This is a genomic window from Psychrobacter sp. Arc29 (assembly GCF_041431175.1).
Lineage (GTDB): Bacteria > Pseudomonadota > Gammaproteobacteria > Pseudomonadales > Moraxellaceae > Psychrobacter.
This window is the reverse complement of the sequence record NZ_JASMRR010000002.1, coordinates 96503-115779: the sequence shown is the minus strand read 5'-3', so window position 1 is coordinate 115779 and position 19277 is coordinate 96503. Positions and strand designations below refer to the sequence as shown.

16 protein-coding genes are annotated in these 19277 nt (G+C 43.1%); 6 read left to right on the top strand and 10 right to left on the bottom strand.

The genetic code is table 11. The features are described from left to right. The first annotated feature begins 84 nt into the window (after window positions 1-84). On the top strand, window positions 85-519 hold the full coding sequence (gene fur / locus QO189_RS03420) for a ferric iron uptake transcriptional regulator (RefSeq protein ID WP_201598980.1): 435 nt from the start codon (window positions 85-87) through the stop codon (window positions 517-519). A gap of 136 nt (window positions 520-655) precedes the next feature. On the opposite strand, the gene QO189_RS03415 is transcribed toward fur, so the two are convergent. Beyond that, window positions 656-1777, bottom strand: a complete 1122-nt coding sequence (locus tag QO189_RS03415; RefSeq protein ID WP_071002369.1) for a PilT/PilU family type 4a pilus ATPase — start codon at window positions 1775-1777, stop codon at window positions 656-658. 119 nt (window positions 1778-1896) lie between these two features. Next, window positions 1897-2952: a type IV pilus twitching motility protein PilT gene (locus QO189_RS03410; protein ID WP_371531530.1), complete on the bottom strand. Its 1056-nt coding sequence runs from the start codon at window positions 2950-2952 to the stop codon at window positions 1897-1899. Window positions 2953-3313: 361 nt separating this feature from the next. On the opposite strand from QO189_RS03410, the gene QO189_RS03405 reads away from it, so the two are divergent. Beyond that, the gene (locus tag QO189_RS03405; protein ID WP_371531529.1) at window positions 3314-4051 is read left to right on the top strand and encodes a YggS family pyridoxal phosphate-dependent enzyme; all 738 of its coding nucleotides are present in this window, start codon (window positions 3314-3316) and stop codon (window positions 4049-4051) included. A gap of 66 nt (window positions 4052-4117) precedes the next feature. On the opposite strand, the gene QO189_RS03400 is transcribed toward QO189_RS03405, so the two are convergent. Further along, the gene (locus tag QO189_RS03400) at window positions 4118-5392 is read right to left on the bottom strand and encodes a hemolysin family protein (protein ID WP_201598970.1); all 1275 of its coding nucleotides are present in this window, start codon (window positions 5390-5392) and stop codon (window positions 4118-4120) included. A gap of 220 nt (window positions 5393-5612) precedes the next feature. Next, a complete protein-coding gene (locus QO189_RS03395; protein ID WP_058024235.1) occupies window positions 5613-7304 on the bottom strand; it encodes an NAD+ synthase in 1692 nt (563 codons plus the stop codon). An 825-nt stretch (window positions 7305-8129) separates the two neighbouring features. Between QO189_RS03395 and QO189_RS03390 the strand changes: the two genes are divergently transcribed. From QO189_RS03390 to epmA, 3 genes are all read left to right on the top strand, one after another. Further along, window positions 8130-9287 (top strand): AI-2E family transporter, encoded by a 1158-nt coding sequence (locus QO189_RS03390; RefSeq protein ID WP_371531528.1) that lies wholly within the window; start codon window positions 8130-8132, stop codon window positions 9285-9287. Between the two features lie 86 nt (window positions 9288-9373). Next, the gene (locus tag QO189_RS03385; RefSeq protein WP_371531786.1) at window positions 9374-10492 is read left to right on the top strand and encodes a 4-phosphoerythronate dehydrogenase; all 1119 of its coding nucleotides are present in this window, start codon (window positions 9374-9376) and stop codon (window positions 10490-10492) included. An 86-nt stretch (window positions 10493-10578) separates the two neighbouring features. Further along, entirely contained in the window at window positions 10579-11595 is a 1017-nt protein-coding gene (epmA, locus tag QO189_RS03380; RefSeq protein WP_371531527.1) for an EF-P lysine aminoacylase EpmA, read from the top strand. 162 nt (window positions 11596-11757) lie between these two features. Here epmA and QO189_RS03375 read toward each other — a convergent pair whose 3' ends face one another. From QO189_RS03375 to QO189_RS03350, 6 genes are all read right to left on the bottom strand, one after another. Beyond that, a complete protein-coding gene (locus QO189_RS03375) occupies window positions 11758-12399 on the bottom strand; it encodes an NAD(P)H-binding protein (protein ID WP_371531526.1) in 642 nt (213 codons plus the stop codon). A gap of 248 nt (window positions 12400-12647) precedes the next feature. Continuing rightward, a complete protein-coding gene (locus QO189_RS03370; RefSeq protein WP_093067583.1) occupies window positions 12648-13097 on the bottom strand; it encodes a DUF188 domain-containing protein in 450 nt (149 codons plus the stop codon). After that, window positions 13097-14413, bottom strand: a complete 1317-nt coding sequence (locus QO189_RS03365; RefSeq protein ID WP_371531525.1) for a 5-(carboxyamino)imidazole ribonucleotide synthase — start codon at window positions 14411-14413, stop codon at window positions 13097-13099. The genes QO189_RS03370 and QO189_RS03365 overlap by 1 nt, the downstream gene beginning before the upstream one ends. Window positions 14414-14610: 197 nt before the next feature. After that, complete coding sequence (purE, locus tag QO189_RS03360) at window positions 14611-15162, bottom strand: 5-(carboxyamino)imidazole ribonucleotide mutase (RefSeq protein ID WP_201598961.1); 552 nt, start codon at window positions 15160-15162, stop codon at window positions 14611-14613. Window positions 15163-15261: 99 nt separating this feature from the next. Beyond that, window positions 15262-16227, bottom strand: a complete 966-nt coding sequence (locus QO189_RS03355) for a metallophosphoesterase (RefSeq protein ID WP_371531524.1) — start codon at window positions 16225-16227, stop codon at window positions 15262-15264. Window positions 16228-16310: 83 nt separating this feature from the next. Beyond that, window positions 16311-16919, bottom strand: a complete 609-nt coding sequence (locus QO189_RS03350; RefSeq protein ID WP_371531523.1) for a rhomboid family intramembrane serine protease — start codon at window positions 16917-16919, stop codon at window positions 16311-16313. A 395-nt stretch (window positions 16920-17314) separates the two neighbouring features. On the opposite strand from QO189_RS03350, the gene QO189_RS03345 reads away from it, so the two are divergent. Then, window positions 17315-18949 carry a hypothetical protein gene (locus QO189_RS03345; RefSeq protein ID WP_371531522.1) on the top strand — a complete coding sequence of 545 codons (1635 nt, stop codon included), beginning with the start codon at window positions 17315-17317 and terminating at the stop codon, window positions 18947-18949. Window positions 18950-19277 lie beyond the last annotated feature (328 nt).

Below are 19277 nucleotides of genomic sequence, written 5' to 3'. Positions count from 1 at the left end.
AATAAAGAATAATCATCAACGATTATTTATCTCATATTTTTTAGTTTTTCATTTGCTAAGACTGTCACAGTCAGAAGGGATATTATGGCTTCTTTTACCAATCAAGATTTACGTAGAGCAGGATTGAAGGTTACGTTACCTCGTATCAAGATTTTAGAGCTGCTAGAAAGCGCCGAGTTACATCATATGAGTGCAGAAGAAGTATACAAAGCGCTCATCGAACAAGGTGAAGATGTTGGTCTGGCCACAGTCTATCGTGTACTCACCCAATTTGAGCAGGCGGGTATTGTAGAACGTCACAATTTCGAAAATAATCTGTCGGTGTTTGAGATCACTCAAGAAGAGCATCACGACCATCTGGTCTGTGATGTTTGTGGCAAAATCATTGAGTTCCATAATGAGATGATCGAGGAAGAGCAGCTGAAAGTCGCAGAAAAGCACGGCTTTAAACTATCAGGTCACTCGTTAGTCTTATATGGTATCTGTGCTGACCAAGCTTGTAGAGACAGTGCCAAGTAAAGACCTTGGTTATCACTTAAAGTTTTATTTTCATACATGACTCTAATATTTCTTATATTAAAAAGCCCTCACTATCAATAATGAGGGCTTTTTTGAGTTTAATTTTTCAGTATGTACAGATGTTGCTCTCAATAGCTTAGCTGATGTCTAACGATAAACTATCCGCACCTTCGTCTAAATTAGCCTTACCGTTTTTGCTACTGAGCTTAATTTTCAGACGTAAGTCGTTAGGGGAGTCAGCATGCAAAATTGCTTCTTTATAAGTGATTTCTCCTTGTTCATACAAATCAAAAAGCGCTTGATCAAAGGTTTGCATACCGCTGTCTCGCGAGCGTGTCATGACATCTTTGATTTCATGCACCTCACCTTTACGGATATAGTCGCTAATCAGCTGTGAGTTTAATAAAATCTCAATGGCAGCACGGCGTCCTTTGCCATCAGGGGTTGGAATGAGTTGCTGGGCGATAATGGCCTGCAAGTTCAGTGACAAATCCATAAATAGCTGATTATGACGACTGGTTTCAAAGAAATGAATAATACGGTCAATCGCTTGGTTGGCATTATTGGCATGCAAGGTTGCAAATACCAAATGCCCTGTCTCAGCGTACTGGATCGCGTAGCTCATGACCTCGCGGTTACGAATCTCACCAATCAAGATGACATCTGGTGCTTGGCGTAGTGTGTTTTTTAGTCCTGCTTCAAATGAATGAGTGTCGATACCGACTTCACGCTGAGTGATGATACAACCACGATGTTTATGGACAAACTCGATAGGGTCTTCTATGGTAATGATATGCCCATGAGAGTTTTGGTTACGATGTCCAATCATAGCCGCGAGCGTAGAGGATTTACCTGTGCCGGTCGCGCCGACCAGCAAAATAATGCCGCGCTTTTTCATGGCCAGTTCTTTGAGCGCTGGAGGCAGGCGTAGTTCCTCAACAGTCGGGATTTTATTCTCAATTTTCCGTAAAATCATTCCTGCCATATCGCGCTGTATGAATGCACTGACCCGAAAACGTGCTTGCTGTGCTTCATCAGAGATGGCAAATTGACACTCGTTCGTCTCTTTAAATTCTTTTTGCTGGCTAGGGGTCATCACCCCTTTGACTAACATCATGGTTTGATCAGCGGTCAAAGGGGTTTTACCGACAGGTAAAATTTTTCCATTTACTTTCATGGAAGGCGCTACATCAGCAGTAATAAAAAGGTCAGAGCCATTTTTATTAATCATCAACTGCAATAATTTATCAATGTCCATATCGTACCTGCATTCGATGTAAGTCGATTAAAAGTTATTTAAAGTAGTGTATTAAAGATCATTTATAGAGACCAATAACAATCTAGCACTATTCACGCTTTTTTGTGATTTGGCTGAGACTATAAAAATGCCTCAGGTTGCTTAGCATAAGGACGAGCCACATCTTTACTGATGGTGCCTTTGCCAACCAAGTTTTTTAGCGTCTGATCGAGTGTAATCATGCCTTCGCCTGCACCCGTTTGAATGGCAGAATACATCTGAGCAATTTTGTTTTCACGTATTAAGTTACGGATAGCGGGTGTGCCTAGCATGATTTCATGAGCTGCCACACGTCCACCATTTTGACGACGTAGCAGTGTTTGTGAAATAACTGCTTGTAATGACTCCGATAGCATGGCACGAATCATATCTTTTTCGGCGGCAGGGAACACGTCGATGACACGGTCAATCGTCTTAGCGGCTGAGCTAGTATGCAGGGTGCCGAACACTAAGTGTCCTGTTTCTGCTGCCGTCAATGCCAAACGAATGGTCTCAAGGTCACGTAACTCACCAACCAAGATGACATCTGGATCTTCTCGCAATGCTGAACGTAATGCAGGCTCAAAACCTAAAGTATCGCGGTGCACTTCACGTTGGTTAATCAGACTTTTTTTCGATTCATGAACAAATTCAATCGGATCTTCAATCGTTAAAATATGCTCTTTACGGCTTTCGTTAATATAATCAATCATGGCCGCTAGCGTTGTTGATTTACCCGAACCAGTTGGGCCGGTAACCAATACCACACCACGTTTGAAGTCTGAGACACGTTTGAACACGTCGCCCATACCTAAGTCTTCCATGGTCAATACTTTAGAAGGGATAGTACGAAATACCGCGCCTGCGCCGCGATTTTGATTGAATGCATTGACTCGAAAACGTGCCAAGTTTGGAATCTCAAAAGAAAAATCTGTCTCAAAAAACTCTTCAAAGTCAGCGCGCTGCTTGTCATTCATAATGTCATAAATGAGCTGATGAACCACTTGGTGCGTCATTGCAGGCATATTGATGCGTGTCATCTCACCATCGGTACGGATCATCGCAGGCATGCCAGCTGAAATATGTAAATCCGATGCTTTATGTTTGACCGTAAAACGTAGCAAATCTTCGATACTTAAGGTGTTTTTTTCAGCCATAATCCGATATTCCTATCAATTAGTCAGGGTAAGACAAAAGAGCATAAAGGCACGTGGTAAACTAGCTATCAATCGCTTTGTTCAAGCGTAAAATATGGAAGAGTGAACCAGCATGCAGTCTTTACCACCGCTATCATATTCAGTAGCATATGTTAAAGCATGTAACAATATCATAACAAGACTGTGAGTATTTAACCATCTACTCCTTTAAGAAAATATGAAATTCGTCATTTTTTAGCTAATTTTATATATGAATGATGGGTTGTTTTTTATTAAAAATATTCAAATCAAGCACCCATCCTTAGCCATAAACTTTTTATAAAACCTATTAAAAATTAAGTAAACTTTGAGAGCCCTATATATGAATGATATGAAAGAGACAAATCAAAGTATTGATAATCAGACGCTGGTCGCTAATTGGCAGCAAGTCAAAGAGCAAATGACCCAAGCCTATGAACAGGCATCTGGGCGAGATAGTAGATCTGCCAATACTACAATTTTGCTAGCCGTGTCAAAAACTAAGCCTGCCAATATGATTGCTACTTTAGCGAATGAAGGACAGCAGCACTTTGGCGAGAACTATCTACAAGAAGCCATCGAAAAAATAAATACGCTAAAATCGAATCCTGCATGCGCGGGTATCGTCTGGCATTATATCGGCAGTATTCAGCGTAATAAGACACGTGATATTGCCGAGCATTTTGATTGGGTACAAACCCTTGAGCGCGATATTATTGCCAAACGTTTAAACGATCAACGCCCAGATGAGCTCCCAGCATTGAACGTACTGATTCAGGTAAATATTGATAATGAAGACAGCAAGTCAGGTTGCTTACCAGCAGAACTGCCAGCATTGATCACAGCGATTAAAGGTTATGAGCGCTTGCAACTGCGCGGGTTGATGATTATCCCTGCCAAAGCAGATACAGATGCTTTTGCTCGAACCAAGGCATTGTTTGACGATATCAAAGCCAGCCATCCAGAGTTGAGTGCTTGGGATACGCTTAGTATGGGGATGAGTGGTGATATGGCAGAGGCGATAGACAACGGCTCTACCATGGTACGCGTTGGTACGGCTATCTTTGGTGCGCGAGACTAGTTTTGTGCGCGAGGCTAAAATGCTGCGTTCTAGGCCAATTGAATAAATTATTAGTTGGCCAATCAATCAAACCGTATCTTCTCGTTTGGTCACTAGCATTTGAGTGATTTTCAGATTATCGGTGGCAATGATTTCAAACCGATAATTGGCATACTCGATCGTATCGGTCTTCTTAGGAATTTTGCGAAGCATATACATCATAAAGCCGCTGATGGTCTCATAGTTCTCACTGCGTGGTAAGTCGACGATATCTAATGCACGAATGACATCTTCAATAGGGGTCATACCATCGATTAACCACGAGTTGTCTGTACGCTGGACAATAGGCTGTTCCTCAAGCGTTACCAGCTCACCCATCACGATACTCATGACGTCTTTGAGTGTGATAACCCCAACCACGAGCCCATACTCATTCACAATAACGGCAAAGTCTGCACCGGTAGACTTAAACATCTCGAGTACTTCAAACAAAGACAACGTATCAGGCACAAAGAGCGCAGGCTTTAGCAGAGATTTGTTTGTCAGGCTAACCTCTTGCTGGTTTAGAACCAACGCCAAAAAACTGCGAGATTCTACGTAGCCAACGATATGTTCTAAATCGTCATCATGGCAGACTAAAAACTTATTATGCGGCTGCTCAATCATGACCTCTACGACGGCCTCGGTACTGGTCTTGGTATCGAAATATACGATATTTTCGCGTGGGTTCATCACCGAGGTGACTGTACGCTCTTGCATATCAAAGATATTTTCGATCAGATGATGCTCTTGTTTTTTGATCACGCCCGCTTCAGCACCCGCATCCATGACGGCATAGATATCCTCTGGTGTCATATCGTCTTGGCGGATGGTCGAGATACCAAAAAACTTAAAGAGGATATTTGCAGCACCATCGAACACCCATATGATCGGCTTTAATACAAAAATTAATAGCATCATAGGGCGTACCAATCGCACCGCTATCATCTCAGCATTCGACATCGCCAAACGTCTAGGCATTAGATCGGCAAGTAGTGAAAACAAGCTGGTGATGAGTACAAATGATATGACCGATGCGATCGCTTCACTATTGAATAACTGCTCTAGATAAGGACTGATGGCTGATTCACCCACGGCACCAGCCGAGATAGCAACCGCATTTAGTACTATTTGTACCACGGTTATAAAACTACCGGGATGTTCCTGCATATTGAGGACATCAAGTGCGCGAACATCGCCTTCTTTTGCCATGATTTGAAGTTTGATTTTACGCCCTGCGGCAATGGCAATTTCAGCGGCAGAGACAAAGGTACTCAAGGCAAGTAGAAGGAGAAGAAAAACACTAGCAGTTAGCAAGCTCATGACATACTCGAAAAAGAAGTAAAGGTAATTAAGTTAAAAATATTGGGTAGGTTTATGTGGAAAAAACAGAAATATCTATAAATTGTTTGGTGAATAAAAACCAAAAAAGCTGGGCAAGTACCCAGCTAATAGGAAAAATTCGACGTTTTGTCAAACGATTTGACTTGCACCTTTCAACTCATAAATTCATAAACTATATAAGCTGAAAGGCAAGTGCGATTTAGCCTTTAATTGACCACTTATTGACCAATGGATAGCGGCGTTCACGTCCAAAAGCTTTGTGGCTGATCTTTGTACCAATTGGCGACTGCAAGCGTTTATACTCACTATTGTCTACCATCTTGATGACTTTTGCGACCATCTCAGCATCAAAGCCTTTATCGATAATTTCCTGATAGCCCATATCTTCATCGATATAAGACATCAAGATACCGTCCAATACATCATAATCAGGCAAGCTGTCTTGATCTTTTTGATCTGGTCGTAGCTCAGCTGACGGTGGACGAGTAATAACGCGCTCAGGGATGACAGGCGTGTCTTCTAGGCGATTGCGGTAGCTTGCCAATTTATAGACTTGTGATTTATACACGTCTTTTAGTACGTCAAAGCCGCCAGCCATATCGCCATACAATGTTGAGTAACCAACCGCTAATTCTGATTTGTTACCTGTCGTGATGACCAAATGACCAAACTTGTTGGACAGTGCCATCAAGACAACACCGCGAGCACGGGCTTGGATGTTTTCTTCGGTCGTATCAGCTGGTGACTTATTAAATAGAGGCGCTAATGTATGACGGATACCTTCAACTGCATCGAAAATAGGACACACGGTATAAGAGACATTTAGGCGACGTGCCTGAGCCTGTGCATCTTCTAGACTGATTTGAGAGGTGTATTCGTACGGCATCATAACGGCATAGACCTTGTCAGCGCCCAACGCATCAACCGCGATACAAAGTGTCAGTGCTGAGTCAATACCACCTGACAGACCCACGATAATGCCAGAGAATCCTGAGTGATTGACATAGTCGCGTAGACCGACGACTAACGCTTGATACATCTCTGACTCACGGCTTAGGGTCAATGGCGCTTTGGCTTGGTTGTTGAACTTAGCCGTTTTGACATCTAAAGTGGCCAATAATAACTGATTCATAAAGCGCGGTGCTTCATGGGCCACGCTGCCATCGGCTTGTACGGCCATAGAGCCGCCATCAAACACAAGGTCATCTTGACCGCCAACTGCATTGACATAGACGATAGGCAAGTTGTTTTCACGGCTGCGCTTGGCAAGCATGGCTTTACGGTTGTCTTGCTTTTCAATCTCAAAAGGCGAGGCGTTTAAACTAACAATGAGGTCAGCACCTTGTTTTTTGAGTTCAGCAATCGGGTTTTTGTCCCATAAATCTTCACAGATGAGCAGACCAATCGTAATGCCTTTATAGTCAAATAAGACTTGATTACGACCTTTATCAAAATAACGGCGCTCATCAAATACACCGTAGTTTGGCAACATCTGCTTGTGATAGAAGCCCTTTTGATGACCGTTATGTAAGATAGCAGCGGAGTTAAAAGTACCATGATGATCGACATGCGGATAGCCGACAATCATGACGATATCGTCGATGTCACTCAAGGTAGATAAGGCGCTTTTGACACGGCCTGATAAGCTTGGGCGTAGTAATAAATCTTGCGGAGGGTAGCCTAGTAGCGCCAGCTCTGGAAATACGATAACGTCAGCACCTTGTTCGCGTGCTTGTAATGCAAGCGTGCGCATTTTTTCAACGTTGGTTGCGATATCGCCTACCAAAAAATGTGACTGCGCTAAAGCAAAAGTGACCGTATCTTGTGGTTTGTTGGTCTTGCTGGCTTCATGTGAGGGGTTAAGATTGGGATTATCAGTGTCTTTTGACATTGTTATTGTTCCTATCGATATATTATTAAAATTTGGTGAGTCTGTATTGATTTAAAATAAAATCAAAGTAAGTCCGAAATTCATTCAAAACTATCCGCTTGCTTATCAAACTCGAATGTTGAGTTGATATAACAAGCCTAAATCCTACATAAGCGCTTAGACAATGCTTAAAAGCATGATTGCTTATGCCTCCTATCCCAAATGCTCGCGCCATCCTAAAATGAGATCTTATGATAGTCTAGAAGAAGACGATACAAGAGGGTCTGGAATCTGCTTTGATAGATGCGATGTTTATGCAACGACAAAAATAAAAGCGTACAAATGCACTTAACTATATTGAAAAGCTTAAAATAATTGCTTTAGTATAACATCAATTGTCGTGACAAATAGAACGCACCAGTGAATTCCCTGATAAGATCGCAGTTTAATGGCTGAACATAAAAGCAGCTGCGATGGTACTGTTTTTCACAGTAAATCCATGCATTATGCGCTAGTCATTCTGGTCATCATCTAGTAAGCTTGCATAGACAAAGTTGTAAGTAAAGATTACAACATAGCGTTATATAATTATCATAATCTATTGCATAATGGAGCGTAATAGCTGCGTTTTTCGCGATGTTATTTATCAGAGTGATAGTTTGTAAATACGCAGTATTGTCATGTGATTTAATGGGTTTGACACTGTTTTTTCTTTATATACTTATAATCTACCATCCTCGCTAATGGATACAGTTTGTGGACAGCGTCTATAAGCTGATGTTCATCACACATTTATAAACTTGCCAGCAAAACTATCGTTTGCTGTCCGCTCTTGGTTTATACGCTATGATTGAAAATTGGACAAAAGAATTTATTATCCAGCGCTTGCTTGCGATTACCTTGCTGGTTGCGCTGTTCGTATTATGCTTTCAAGTGGTGCAGTTTTTTATTGTACCGGCATTGTGGGCGGCGATTTTGGCGTATGTGACGTTCCCTATTTATGAGTTTTTTCACGAAAAAGTTAAACTGAGTCCAGATTTTAGCGCTGCCATTATGACGGTGAGCATCTCCTTGATAATAGGTGTGCCACTAGTTATTGGTGTGTTTATTTTGCAGCAAGAAGCGTTAAGCTTAATCAGTAATTTGGTCTATCGTATTAAAGTGGGCTATCTAGATGTGCCTAACTCATTCAAAGACTTACCGATTATCGGCCAGCAAATCAAAGACGTACTGTGGCGAATCAATAAAAACCCAGAAGGCACGCTAGAAGCCTTTCGTCTTTGGGTTCAGTCGCACTTGTATTATGGCAAGGTAGCATTTGATGTGGTGTTCAGTGGTCTGGCCAAACTTGGTATGGCGCTGATGACACTATTCTTTTTTTATCGTGATGGCACCAGTCTGGTTCGCCAGATTCGTCAAGCGTTGCGTAACATTATTGGAAACCGCATCGATGGTTACATCGATTCTGTAGGTACAACCACGCGTGCAGTGGTATACGGCATTGGGCTGACGGCATTGGCTCAGGCGCTATTGGCTGGTATCGGCTATTACTTCGCTGGTGCGCCAAGTCCTATCTTATTGACCATTGTCACATTTATTATTGCGTTGATTCCCTTTGGTACGCCATTCGTTTGGGGCGGTGTGTCTATTTGGCTACTGAGTCAGGGGCATACTGCAGAAGGGATTGGTTTGGCACTATGGGGCGTGTTTGTTATTAGCTGGGTGGATAATCTTATTCGTCCTATTGTTATTAGTGGCGCGACCAAAATCCCGTTTATTATTATTTTTATCGGTGTATTGGGTGGTCTGACCGCGTTTGGTTTTGTTGGATTGTTCATCGGCCCTGTGGTATTGGCTATCGGTCTTGCCGTATGGCGCGAGTGGATATCGCAGCATAAGAATGAGATATTTGCGCCGCAAGAAGTCACGCTCTCTGACCCAAACACCATAGCGCCAATACATAATCCAGAACAAGACACAGTCGGTGGAAACGAGTCTATATAGAAAACCCTTATCGATAGAGAAAATTGCCAATGACAAATAATAATAGTATCGCAGATGCTATAGACAATAAAATAGATGCGATGAGTATGGCTAAAGACATCACGATCGTTGCGGATAGCAATATCGCTAGCCTGAATGATTTTTTTAATGCTGCTACGCTGGGTGAATTGACCGAGCAGACAGTCAATATCATTACTGTCGCTGGTCGTGATATTGATGCAAAACTGCTGTCTGAAGTACAGCCAGATATTTTGTTAATACGCTCGGTCACGCAGGTCAATGAGGCGCTACTGGCTGATAATCATAGTGTGCAATTTGTTGGCTCAGCGACTATCGGTACAGATCATGTCGACCAAGATTACTTGGCAACGCGCAACATTACTTTTGCCAATGCCGCTGGTTGTAGCAAACACTCGGTGGCTCAGTACGTATTGACAGCTATTTTGACCATACATCCAAACTACTGGCAGCAGCCCGTGACACTCGGTATTATCGGCCTTGGCAATATTGGTAGTACGCTTGCTCAATATGCCAATGATCTGGGCTGGCAGGTACTTGGATACGATCCATTATTACCAAGCTCTACTATTAATAATGCCAGCCTTGAACAAGTGCTCTCTCAAAGTAACGTGGTGAGTTTGCATGTGCCACTGACAGATGAGAAAGTTGCCAGTAATTCTAAAGGCAGTGACTATCCAACGCGTCATCTCATCAATGCAGATACATTGGCCATGATGCCTGCTGATACTCTATTGATTAATAGCGCGCGCGGCCCTGTGATTCACGAAAATGATCTCAAGAACGATATTGCTCATACTGGGCGACAAGTGGTTTTGGATGTGTTTGAGCATGAGCCAACGGTTGCTGATAGCCTCCTGTCTAAGCTCACAATCGCCACACCGCATATCGCTGGCTACACATTAGAAGGCAAGCTACGTGGTACACAAATCATCTATGATGCCTTGTGTGAGAAGCTAGGGATAATACCTGCCCAGTCTATGTCGAACCTGCTACCACTTAACCTGTTTTTGTGGTCTGAGTTAAAAGCACACCCAGACAGATTGCCAAAATTTTATGACATTATGCAAGATGATGGCTCGTTGCGAAGCAAAATATCTGGTGAAAGCTCTGACAAACAAGTGAACGGCGCTGACTTTGACGGTTTGAGACGTGATTACCACTTGCGCCGTGAATGGCAATCCTAATCTAGCAATTTAAAAATACTATTCTTAAAAACATAAATAATCTACGTCATTGAAGCATTATTATTCACGAATCACGGTAGACAGTCATGAGCCAATCAAGCAGTACCTCTAGTCATAAACCTCACTACGCCCCGACCATGACACTGGCAATGGCACAGCAACGCGCCAAGTTTATCGGTGATATTCGGCAGTTTTTTACCAGTCGTCAGGTACTTGAGGTGCAGACGCCGCTTTTGTCGCAAGCGGGGAATACCGACACCTTTTTGCAGTCAGTGGCAGCGCACGTAACCTATCAAGACCGTCCTCGTAACTATTATTTGCATACGTCTCCTGAGTTTGCGATGAAGCGTTTGTTGGCTAGCTGGCAAGTGCCTATTTATCAGATTTGTCCTGTATTTCGGGATAATGAAATAGGCGTGCGTCATAATATCGAATTTACGATGTTAGAGTGGTACCAGCCCAATTATAGTCTCGATGATATGGCAGGTGAGCTTAATGAGTTGCTTACGGCGCTGTATGGTCATCCAATGGTGATGAGTCATTATCGTTATGTCGATGCTTTTATGGATTTTGTTGGTATACACCCACTGACAGCGAGCCTATCTGCGCTCCAAGCTGTAGCAGAAGACAGAGGGTTGATAGGATTTGATTTTAATGATGCTGATGATAGCGAAGAAAACCGTCGTCAGAGCTGGTTAGACTTACTATTTAGTCATGCAGTAGAGCCCAATCTGGGACATGATTTGCCGACACTGATCATAGAATATCCGCCTGCGACAGCCGCATTGGCAAAGACAGAGCTGGATAAGGAAGGGAATAAAATAGCGAAACGCTTCGAGCTGTATATCAATGGCATTGAGATTGCCAACGCTTATGATGAGCTAGCAGATGGTCCAGCATTGCGAGCACGCTTTGAACAAGACAATCAATTACGTCAGCGTCATGGGTTGCCTCAGATGCCGATAGATGAGCATTTGCTCGCTGCATCTGATGATTTGATCCCTTGTAGTGGTATTGCGGTCGGTGTTGATAGATTACTCATGGTCATGACAGGCGCAAAGAGTTTGGAGGAAGTGATTGCTTTTCCCAGTGGTCAAGCATAATGAGATAGATAGCTTTTATTCATAGCAGCAAGAAAAAAAGGTCGTTACCGATTCGCCAATACTCAATTGGTGAATCGGTAACGACCTTTTTTATAATTCAATTCTGAGATGTTACGTACGTAGTTACATCTCGGTAGTCAAACTCATCTAAACAGTAGTGGCTTATACAGTAGCAATGGCTTCGTTGATATCTATGTCACCATTATGCATGTTAAATACTTTTCCAATAGTATTATCTGCGGTTAGGACAGCCGACAGCGTTGTTGCGACATCTTCAATAGCATTCTCACCAGAGCTGGTATCATTGATAGTGATTTTGCCTGTACCATCACGCTCTTTCAGTGCGCCCGGCTGTACGATTGTGTAGTCGAGCGAGCTGTTATTCACTAACCAATAATCAGCATAGTGCTTAGAGATATAGTAGTCTTTTAGATCTGCAATGTTAGGATTATTGTCCCATTTCTCAGTTTCTAGCGAGAATACAGAGCTGAGCATAATATAGCGTTTGATACCTTTGTCTTGCGCTGCTTGCATAGTTTTTACTGCACCATGTAAGTCGACTTCTAGTACATTTTTACCACCAGATCCTGCGACAAAGTAGACAGCATCAATATCTTGATCTAATTGTTTTTCGATAGACTCTTTGCTAGCAGTAATATCCAAATCTAGCTGACTATAGCTATCATTATCAAACAGTTTTTCTTCTTGGCGAGTCGTACCAATTACTTGGTGTTCGGCAGCTAATAGTTGCTTAACCAAGTTACTACCGACACGACCACTTGCACCAACGACTAAAATTTTCATAATCATTCCTATTTTTATTTAGATTCTATTATTTGAGGCATTCAGTGAATGTATTTATCTCAAGAACTGAATGTATCTTAACAAAGATAGACAACACGCTTCGTTATAAAGCGTGCTGATTGAATAGGTTTTGGTTATAGAGTGTATACGGTTTGCAAGGAAGTAAACATTACCTAGAGGGCGTCACTTAGAAGACATCATCTAATAGTTGGTAAGCAGGTCAGTGTCAGACGGAATGATAAAGCCTACTAACGAACCAAGCGATTGAGACCGTCGGCAAAGGCTTTTTTATCGCGGTCGCCGTAGGGTTTTTGCCCGCTCATCTCTTGCAGCTCTAGGACACCAGTGCCGCGCATGGTGTCCATAAAATCGCGCATATTGAGCTTTTGCTTAATATTGTTTTTGTCATAGACCACGCCGCGAGTTGTCAGTACTAGGCCGCCTTTATCCAAAATATCATTGGCTAAAGGTATATCGCTCGTAATCGCCAAGTCGCCTGCCTGTATCTGCTCGACGATATAATCATCAGCCTTGTCAAAGCCTGATGGTACAACCGTCATAACGAGCAGAGGAGATTTGCGTAGTTTGATTGGCTGGTTGGCGACGAATATCGCCATTGTCTTGGTACGTTCAGCCGTTTTGATAATCAAATCTTTGGCAATCAATGGTACGGAGTCGGCATCCACCCAAATTTGCATTATTTTTTGGCCTTCTCTGTCTTTGGCGACAATGCTGCTGCAACACCGTTATCTTCTAAGTCGTCGTTTTTAGCTTCGACATCTGTGGTATTAGATTGAGTATCGATACTTCCATACTCTTTGTCCAAACCTACTTTATTTGGCAATACGGCAACCAACTTTGCCATGGCTGATTCTAAGTCAGTCACGTCATTGGGCATCAAGGTAATATGAGCAATCTTGCGATCGTCACGCTCGGCTTTATGATAGCTATGATAGTGAGCGCCATCGATATTTAGCACGGCACTAATATCAGGATATTGGCCGAGTACGTTGACCATAATCGCCGGATGGACGTTATCTGTGTCGCCTAATGGCAAGTTGACCACGGCACGGATATGATTTTCAAACTGGCTAGTAACCGCGCCTTCGATGCTCCAGTGGCCAGAGTTATGCACACGTGGCGCAATTTCATTAGCCAGTATCGTGGTATGACCGCAAGCGTCTTTGGTGACAAACAGCTCAAGTGCCATAACACCCACATAGTCTAGATGATTCATGATTTTTGTGATGGCGTCTGTTGCCTGCTGGAGCAGGTGGCTGGTACCGACCGCAGGGGCTTGAGTTTTTGCCAAAATACCGTGATGATGATGGTTTTCGACCAAATCATAACAGCGTACCTGACCATTTTGCGCTCTTGCTGCAATGATAGAGACTTCACGATTAAAGTTAATAAAACCTTCAGCAATCAGTGGCGCAGGCGTTGGCGTGAGTGAACCTTTACCACTGACGGCATCTTTTAGCTCAAGCCAAGCAGTTTTAATATCATTGTCTTGCTTGATAACGAACTGACCTTTACCATCATAACCACCGCGACTGGTCTTCAAAACGATAGGCAAGCCCAACGCTTCACAAGCTTGCTTTAACTCAGCTTCAGAATTAACTTCCATAAATGGTACGGTGGCGATATCGAGCGCATTGAACATCTGCTTTTCTTTTAGACGATCTTGGGCGATATCAAGCGCAATCAGTGGTGGGAACATGCCTTGCTTGTTACCAGACTTTGACAAGCTCGTTAATTGCTCGACCGTAGACGTTGGCGTGTTCTCGAACTCTAGGGTAAAGACATCAGCGGCCGCGATAAAGTCTGCTAATTGATCGCTATGAAATACGCGACCATATAGGCTGGCAGGGCATTCTGAATTGTCTTCTAAAAACACGCATTGGTAACCGAGTGGCATCGCGGCTTCGGCAAGCATCATACCAAGCTGACCACCGCCTAAAATACCGATGGTACGAATGGTTTGGGTAACAGGATAAGCGTTTGCTGTAGTCATGAAAGGCTCTTTGAATAAAAGTGAATGAGGTCTGTGTTGTATTAAAATTTAAAACGCAATGGGCGAAAATAGGAAAAGGTGCACTATAGGCACCTTATATCTAGTATGACTTACATAAAAATAAAAAGTGATAGCTTTTGTTTTTAGGCTATCAATATAAAAGACCATGCTAAAAAAGCTAGTCACTCTATATTTATTTAAGGATTGATAATGCCTGGTGTTGGGCTAGCAAGAATGGTCTCGGTTTGAGTCTGACGCATCTGATCCAGCTTAGTAGCAATCGTTTCATCATGCAAGGCCAAGACTTGAATCGCAAGTAGGGCAGCGTTATAAGCGCCAGCGGTACCAATCGCCAATGTCCCAACGGCAACCCCTTTCGGCATTTGTACGATAGACAACAGACTGTCCCAACCGCTTAGCATAGAGGATTTTACAGGGACGCCAAATACAGGTAGTGGTGTTTGGCTCGCACACATACCAGGTAGATGAGCAGCACCGCCTGCACCCGCGATAATCACTTGTAGACCGTTGTCTTTTGCACTTTTGGCGTAATCAAATAGTCTATCAGGTGTACGGTGGGCAGAAACCACTTCACACTCAAAGGCAACATCAAAGTCTGCAAGCAATTGCGCAGCAGCACTCATGGTCGCCCAATCAGATTGCGAACCCATGATAATGCCGACTTTTGGCTGACCAGCAGGGGAGGTGATTGGACCGTTCTGGTTAGCCGCAGTATTGGTGGTGCTCATGATTGGATATCCTCAAAAAGACCATCATACAAAAATTTTGCTACACTCGTAAAGCCAAGTTTGACTTTTAATAATGATATGGTGTTAATAGCATTTATATCACTGGTTTATCTCTGCTTTTTTATCGTGATAATACTGCACAAAGCGAGAAGCTGTCAGTGGTAATGGATGTTCGGTATCAAGCTGATAGCAAGTCAAGTAGCCACTATCTACCGCTGCCGAATAGTCAGTACAAACGACCTGCGGACTGAGTGGCTCAGGTGTACCGGTGAGCCAATAGTGACCGACAAATACAGGTTTATGTGTTTGTAGCGCAAAGTCGATATTTTCAGCCAGTGCATCAGGCGGTATTTGAGCCAATGCGGAGGACGGTGCACGAGCGACCTCGCGAAGCGTGCGCTGATTCAACCCATCAAGCCACCAACGCACCCGCACTCGTCTGCGTTCAGTGCCTTCTTTATCTACCATGATGATGCCATCAGGTAACCCTGTCTCAACCCCTTTTAATACTCGTTCTAAAGCATCAAAGGCGATGGTATCTTCTTTAGCGGTTGCGATTAGACCTTCAGGAGTCAGGCAGTTATTATCCGTCAGCAGTGGCTTTAGTACTGCCATGCTATCTATATCCCAACAAGCATGCACAAAACACGCATAATCTGTCTCAATCCATAGAGGTATCTCATATAAGCGTTGCAACCAGTATTCGTGCTGCTCTGAGCCGAACGGTATCTCCGCCAAGAATGCTTCATGCTGGCGTTTATGTACCGCATTATGTGAGCGCAGATACTGGCTAGAATCCTCAGGATCGAGCGTAGCATAAGCCAAGGCATTATATTCATGATTGCCCATCACCGCATCGGCCACGTCCGCATCTAACATCGCAAAGACAATCTCTAATGTGGCTAATTGCTGCGACCCACGGTCAATCAAATCGCCAATGAATAATGCCCTGTGACCTGCCGGTGGCACAAAGTACTGACCGTTATGCTCGTAGCCTAATTGGTTTAACAAACCAACGAGCTTGTCTGCATAACCATGAATATCACCGATAATATCTATAATCATAATGAATTATTAAATCTCAAACGTAAAAGTAAGCAATTTGCTTAATTGCCCTGATTAAAAGAATTTCTATTTGAGAAAATAGTTTAAAAACCAGGCGACAATAAAGCATTTATAAAATGGGGTAGTACTTTAGGTTCTAAAATAATCGTAGCAATGACGCCAAATGCGCCGCCCCACATATGTGCCATATGATTGATATTTGAGCCACCGCGTTTGTCCGCATAAATACTATAAAACACGTAAGCGACGGCAAACAGTATCGCAGGAATGGGAATAATGGCAAATAAGTAAATTCGCTCCCACGGTGCTAGCAAAATAAAGGCAAATAAGACCGCTGACACACCGCCCGATGCCCCAAGACTTAAGTAACTGGCATTGTTTTTATTTTTAAGATAGCTTGGAACCATGGCAACAACAATAGCCAACACATAAAAAACCACAAAACCATAGCCGAACAAAAATGAACGATATAGCCCTTCAATAGCTCGGCCAAAGAAGTATAACGTAAACATGTTGAATAGCAGATGCATACTGTCGGCATGAATAAAACCATGCGTAACAAAACGATCCCACTGCCCATTATTTACGGCGGGTGGATAAAAGATAAGACGGTTGAGCAATTTCTTGTTTTGCCATGCCGCTAAGCTGACAATAACAGTAATGATGATAATAAGGGTCGTATGGTTTAACAAAGGAAAATCCTTAGGCCGCGCCTGATAGGTGACAATGCAATAAATGGCAATGCGATAAATGACAATGTTCAAAGCCTAAGAGTTAGGGCTGAGTAAAAACAAATATGACCATTAATTAATATATTGATACTAATTTCGAGTTGCTCGTAACGTAATTAGTTAATACTAACAGCAGTTATGCTGATACAAATATCTATTATGTGACAAAACGATGCATTTTTATGCTTTTATAGTGAGTAGTGTAGCAGTGTATCATGTGAGATAAGTGAAACCGCTATATAGACGTCGATGCTGCTAAGAAACGCTGGACAGTTTTAGGGCAAGTAGCCGTATATACAACGAACAATAAGTGCTTAATTTTTGCGGATTTAAAAAGTCGAGAGAGGCAGTGATCCATGAGTATTATCGATCAATTAGAACAGACCGTCACCCCCGCTATATTGGGCGAGCATAATCGCAGTGATAGCGTGGCTTATATCAGCTTGCTTGAGCAGTTTTATGCCATTTTAGCCACGCGCTTAGCGGTGCCACAGGTCTACTCGCAACTACTTCGTAACGATCAGGTGATGGCTAATGACAGTATTGCTGAGCGGCCTTTATTTGAGCAGCTATGGCAAGACCAAATACTACAAAAAACGATTATCCAAGAGCTGTCAGCCGCGCATCATATTGATGAGTCGATCACTGCTCAATTGCTAATTAATGCAGCATCCCTAGCCTATCGAGAACTCAAGGTTTTGGCCAATGGACAGTTTTTGCCAGCATTCTTGCAAGGAGAGCAGTCATCGCTGCGCCCATATTTACCTATATGGTCAGCGTCTGTTATCACTGCCACTCAAGGCGTTGGACACGAATCAACGTCAAAATTTGTCGCAGATAATGGTATCGCGCCATCAAGTGGTACCGTACCAAATAAACTTAATGAGCCTGATCTAAGCACCAGCGCAATCGCTGCAACGACAGCCGCTACAGCCGCTACAGCCGCTTATGTGGAAAACGCTAATATAAGCGCTACTGACGGATTAAATGACGATGAGCATTTTGGTGACAGTAATGACGCTATCCATGCCAGTCCAGCAGCTCATCACTTGGCAGAAAATAGCAACATCAAGCGAGAGCAAGTGCGCACTCGCAATCAGCGGAACGACCTACTGGTACGGGTGTTTTTATTAATAGTAGCGCTTGCTGCGATGGCACTGGCTGCTTGGGCATTATTAATAAAACCCAAAAGTGACATACCAGTAGAACCTGTTGCTGTCGCGCCTGTGGTCACTCCAGCACCGCCACCAGCACCAACGATGACGCCCATCGAATTCATCGTTGGCGTAGATGATAGTGGCAACCTCTATACTTGTAACGCGACGGTCGGTGATGCAGCGCTACAAAGCTCGTTACAACAGGCACTTAATACGAGCTTTGGTGAGCAGGCGAGTATATGTGAATTGACCGTGCAGGATGGAATAGCAACCACTATCGCAAATATGCCTGCGGAGATATTGCCCAATGTCCTGACCATGCTCAGATCGACACCGTTTGCCCGTCTACATTTACAAAACGATCGTCTGACAGTAGAGGCGCCGGATGACATGCTACTACAACAATTGGTCACAAACGTACGTAGTTTAGCACCAACCATGGCAGTCGATAGTACTGCGCCATTGCCACTGCCTAACAATAGTAATGGTGATACGACATATGGTATGGCAGGCACTAATGGCGTAAACAATCAACTCGGCGATGGAACAGGCGCTAATAACCAATACAGTAATGACGGTATGAGCAATAGCACTGGAGAATATCAAGCCGCTGATGATGACACAGGTGATCGCGTGATACCCGCGCCACTACCTAACAATAACGATGGATTTAATAATAATTCCAACAATGTACCTGCCAATGTCCCAAATAACATTCCTAGCAACGTACCTTCTAGTAATAGAACGAGCAGGCCTTCAGGCCCTATTTCTGAGTCAGAAGTAGATGACATGGCGAGCAGTGTCATTGTTGCCGAACCAGCACAAGTCAGGTAGTGAGTCGTATAAAGTACATTCAAATCGACTTATTTTGAATGTGCTTTCAGAACTTTCAGAAATAGTTCAAAAGTTAAGCAAGGGAGCGGTATGAATTTGTCATACCGCTTTTTTGATTTTAATAGGTCTTAGCTTACGTATTTAAGATCTGAGCATCAAAAATGGTGCTGCTTCACCAAAGAAGCAGATTTGCGGAGTTGAGTATTAAATTTTATTAGCTGGTACTCAAATGCCTGTTGGGTTATGAGTGTATAGTTACGCGTACCAACTGAAACATTACTTAACGTATCATTTGCACAACAACGTATCGACTGTGAAAACACCTTTA